Origin of the sequence: Dolosicoccus paucivorans (genome assembly GCF_900100125.1) — a bacterium.
In the GTDB taxonomy this organism is placed as follows: Bacteria; Bacillota; Bacilli; order Lactobacillales; family Aerococcaceae; genus Dolosicoccus; species Dolosicoccus paucivorans.
In genome coordinates this window covers 1-4,693 of sequence record NZ_FNEL01000078.1, presented here as the reverse complement: position 1 = coordinate 4,693, position 4,693 = coordinate 1, and the positions used below count along the sequence as shown (strand labels likewise).

At 37.4% G+C, this 4,693-nt stretch carries 4 protein-coding genes; all 4 read right to left on the bottom strand.

The window, feature by feature from the left end:
- Nucleotides 1-167: 167 nt before the first annotated feature.
- The gene (rny, locus tag BLR79_RS08360; RefSeq protein WP_092086932.1) at nt 168-1,727 is read right to left on the bottom strand and encodes a ribonuclease Y; all 1,560 of its coding nucleotides are present in this window, start codon (nt 1,725-1,727) and stop codon (nt 168-170) included.
- Nucleotides 1,728-1,904: 177 nt separating this feature from the next.
- Complete coding sequence (recA, locus tag BLR79_RS08355) at nt 1,905-2,957, bottom strand: recombinase RecA (RefSeq protein WP_092086930.1); 1,053 nt, start codon at nt 2,955-2,957, stop codon at nt 1,905-1,907.
- Between the two features lie 82 nt (nt 2,958-3,039).
- A complete protein-coding gene (locus BLR79_RS08350) occupies nt 3,040-4,290 on the bottom strand; it encodes a competence/damage-inducible protein A (protein ID WP_092086928.1) in 1,251 nt (416 codons plus the stop codon).
- A 90-nt stretch (nt 4,291-4,380) separates the two neighbouring features.
- Nucleotides 4,381-4,693: IS30 family transposase (locus BLR79_RS08345; RefSeq protein ID WP_143338774.1), on the bottom strand; the 313-nt coding region annotated here is incomplete at its 5' end.

The window sequence follows — 4,693 nt, the reverse complement described above, 5'->3', positions numbered from 1 at the left end:
AAATGCTTAGATTTTAAAACACCTTTTGAAGTACTCATGCACGAACTCGTTCAGTTAGAATAACTTTTTGTCGCAATAATTATTGCAATTCATCATAGATAAAAGTAAAAAAAGCGATGCAAATAGATATTGCATCGCTCCTTCTTATCTCACTCATTATAATATGATTACTTCGCATATTCTATTGCTCTAGTTTCGCGAATTACTGTCACTTTAATATTTCCTGGATAGTTCATTTCGGCTTCAATCCGTTTTCGAATGTTGCGCGATAATTGGACAGCTTGTGCATCATCAATTTCATCTGGTTTTACTAAAATGCGTACTTCTCGTCCTGCTTGAATAGCATAACTTTGCTGTACGCCTTTAAAGCTAGTTGAGATTTCTTCTAGTTTCTCAAGTCGACGAATATAGCTTTCAAGAGACTCGCTACGAGCACCTGGTCTAGCCGCTGAAAGAGCATCCGCTACAGCAACTAATACACTAATTGTCGAAGTTGGATCAGTATCTCCATGATGAGAGGCGATCGCATTGACAACCACTTCATTTTCATGATATTTATTAGCAATCTCTGCACCAATTTCAACATGAGATCCTTCAATTTCTTGGTCTAAAGCTTTACCGATATCGTGAAGTAGACCTGCACGTTTAGCTAATGTAACATCTTCTCCTAATTCACCGGCAAGAACACCAGCTAATTTAGCTACTTCCATACTATGATTCAGTACATTTTGGCCATAACTTGTTCTAAAAGATAAACGTCCAAGCAATTTAATAATATCAGGATGGAGTGAGTGAATCCCTAACTCAAAGGTTGCCTGCTCACCAATTTCACGAATCTTTTCGTCGAGTTCTTTACGCGCTCGCTCAACCATCTCTTCAATACGTCCAGGATGAATACGCCCATCTTGGATTAGTTTTTCCAATGCAATTTCAGCAATTTGTCTTCTAATAGGGTCAAAACCACTTAACACGACTGCTTCAGGGGTATCATCAATAATCAAATCAATCCCTGTTAAGCTTTCTAAAGTTCGAATATTGCGTCCTTCACGACCTATAATTCGTCCTTTCATATCGTCATTAGGCAAATGAACAACTGTTACTGTATTTTCAGCAACCATGTCAGTAGCACTTCGTTGAATTGCTTGTAAAATGATATCTTTAGCATTGCGGTCTGCAACATCTTTTGCTTCTTGTTCTGCGTTTTTGATCATTAAAGCTGTTTCTTGCTGAAGTGCTTCGTTCATTTCTTCTAAAATTTTATCTTGAGCTTCTTGACGTGACATCATGGCCACTTGCTCTAGCGTTGTCTGTTGGTCTTGAATAATCCCATCAAGCTCTTGTTCTTTAGATTCAAGCTGTTTATTTCGTTGAAGATAATCACTTTCTTTATCTTCTAAATTCTCTTCTCTTTTATCTAAAGTTTCGCTTTTTCTATCTAAATTTTCTTCTCGCTGGATGATTCTCATTTCCATGCGATTCACTTCATTGCGTCGTTTTTTTAATTCATCTTCAACCTCATTACGGTACTTTAAATTTTCTTCTTTTGCCTCAAATAATGCCTCACGTTTCAACGTTTGAGCTTGTTGAATCGCATCATCTACAATAGTTTCTGCGGTCACTTTGGCACCAGCGATGTTTCTTTTTTCAGAAAATTTAACGATTGAAAATCCAATGATTATTCCGACTATTAAAGCAACAATCGCGAAGGCGATAGACATAAAGTCCATAAGAGTCACCTCCGTCTATTATTGTGCTACATTGAATGGTTTATATCATATTACAAGTAGTAGAATGGTCTCCTACACAACTTATATCTTATCCTCTTTACCACTCAATGTCAATCAAAGAAGCAGGTTGAAGAATAACAAGTTAAAGGTTGCTTGTAATGATTTATAAAAATAAAGTTATTCTTTCTCAGAATCTGCTACAGACTCTTCTTGGCTTACTTCATCTTCTTCGCCTTCAACACCGATATTAAAATGACGACGAACTTTCATTTCGATTTCTTGACGCATTTCAGGATGTTCTTCTAAATAATTTTTAACAAATTCGCGACCTTGCCCAATACGGGTGTCTCCATATGAATACCATGATCCGGCTTTATTTAACACATCAATTTGAGAGGCCATATCAACAAGCTCGCCTGTTTGTGAGATCCCTTGGCCATACATGATATCAACAATCGCTTCTTTAAATGGAGGTGCCACTTTATTTTTGACGACACGAATTCTTGTACGGTTCCCCACCATATCCGTTCCATCTTTAATGGTCTCAATACGACGAACATCTAAACGAACTGAAGAATAGAATTTTAACGCTCGTCCTCCTGGAGTTGTTTCAGGGTTTCCAAACATGACGCCGACTTTCTCTCTTAATTGGTTAATAAAAAGAGCAATCGTTTTAGTTTTATTAATGGAACCTGATAATTTACGTAACGCTTGAGACATTAAGCGAGCTTGTAATCCAACGTGAGCATCTCCCATATCTCCTTCAATTTCTGCTCGAGGAACTAAAGCAGCTACTGAGTCAACGACGACGATATCTACTGCACCAGAAGCAACCAGTGCATCAGCAATCTCTAACCCTTGTTCTCCAGTATCAGGTTGGGAAAGAAGCAATTGATCGATATCTACTCCAAGTCGTTCTGCATAGGTAGGATCTAAAGCGTGCTCTGCATCGATGAAAGCCGCTAGTCCACCTTGCTTTTGAACTTCTGCAATAGCGTGTAGCGCTACCGTTGTCTTACCAGAAGACTCTGGTCCATAAACTTCAATAATTCTTCCTCTTGGATACCCTCCGACTCCTAAAGCTACGTCTAGAGCTAAAGAACCTGAAGGAACAGTAGAGATACGCGTATCCGTTTTTTCTCCTAGGCGCATAATTGAGCCTTTACCAAAGTTTTTTTCAATATTTTTTAACGCTTGGTCAAGCGCTTTTTGACGGTCTTTATCTAACATAATTTGCCTCCATATCTTCTCATTACTACGTTATTTTACCTTACAAATTGATATAAAGCAATAAAAAAGCGAACAAATGTTCTTATCTTTGTCTTAGCAATTCAATAAGATTAGCTAAAACGCGCTGAACACTTAAATAACGAATCATATTACGTGAGCGGTGTCCTAAATGCAAACAACCTGTGTGAGCCTTTTCGTTTTTAAATGCAATCGCATAATGAACTTCTCCTACGGGATGATCTTTTTCATCGTCTGGCCCTGCTACTCCAGTAAAACTGACACTAACATCTGTTTTCAATTGCTCTTGAGCTCCTTTTGCCATTTCAATAGCCACTTGTTGGCTATAAACGGAGTGCTCTTTAATCGTTTGAGGTGAAACATTTAAAAGTTGTTCTTTTATATCTGGGGTATAACTCACAACGCCGCCTTTAAAAACAGTAGAAGCCCCGGATTGGGATACGATTTCACTTGCAAATAACCCACCCGTTAAACTTTCGGCGCAACTTAATGTTAAAGAGCGTTCCTTAAGTAACGTCACCACTTCTTTAGCAAAATCAAACTCTTTTCCTCTTCCAATAAAATGTTTGGATAATCTTTTTATAATTTCTTTTGCTAGTTGTTCGTTTAACTTTTCAGCTTCTTCATGGTTCTTTGCATTACTCGTAAGTCTTATTTGAACTCGTTCAGGTTTGGCGTACATAGCAATTGAGGGGTTGGTTTGCTGGTTAATTAAATCTTCAATATCTTCTGCCACTTGTGATTCGCCTATATTAACAAAGTTCAAATAAACAGAGTCAATAACTTCATTTTTTCGAACAAATTGCAATAGATACGGAATGAGCGATTGTTTAAGAGTTGCCTTTAACTCCATAGGAGGTCCTGGTAAAACAGCAAACATTTGATCATTGTTAGTTTTATATAATGCTCCTGCAGCAGTTCCCACAGGGTTTTCTAATTTGACTCCTCCTTTGAACATTAAAGCCTGTCTTAAATTATTTTGAGGCATTGAACGGCGGCTCTTTTCAAAATAGCGTTTGATTTTATCAATTTCTTCTTGGTCGTGAATTAAATCAACATTTAAATATTTTGCAACCATTTGTTTAGTGATATCATCTTGAGTTGGGCCGATTCCGCCACATAAAATAATTAAATCTGAACGACCTCCAGCTAATTGAATCGCTTCAAACATCCGCTCAGGGTTATCTCCCACAACTTGACGATAATAAACTCCTAAACCAAGAGATAATAACTCTTGAGCGATCGTTGCGGAGTTTGAGTCAATGACTTGTCCCATTAAAAGTTCTGTTCCCACAGCAATAATTTCTACTTTCATTTATCTCACCTACTCTATAAGTTAGTAAATTAATGTCATTTCCATTTTTTAATTGATTTGATGAATTGCAATAATTATTGCGACAAAAAGTTATTCTAACTGAACGAGTTCGTGCATGAGTACTTCAAAAGGTGTTTTAAAATCTAAGCATTTTCTAGGTCGATTGTTTATCAACCATAGCGCATTGAAAAGATCATGTTCCGTAATTTTAGCTAGATCTGTGCGTTTAGGGAAAAATTCTCTGAGTAATCCATTGGAATTCTCGTTAGTCCCTCTCTGCCAGGCACTGTAAGCATCCGCAAAGTAAAAAGCGATGTTTTGTTGTTCGATGTCTGAATAACAAGCAAATTCTTTCCCACGATCAGAGGTGAAACTTTTGAGAGCTTCTTTGGGGAAAGATTGA

What these genes read in the sequence shown, in the direction of transcription:
- rny (WP_092086932.1), bottom strand. Translation starts at nt 1,727, where the DNA reads ATGGACTTTATGTCTATCGCCTTCGCGATTGTTGCTTTAATAGTCGGA.
- recA (WP_092086930.1), bottom strand. Translation starts at nt 2,957, where the DNA reads ATGTTAGATAAAGACCGTCAAAAAGCGCTTGACCAAGCGTTAAAAAAT.
- BLR79_RS08350 (WP_092086928.1), bottom strand. Translation starts at nt 4,290, where the DNA reads ATGAAAGTAGAAATTATTGCTGTGGGAACAGAACTTTTAATGGGACAA.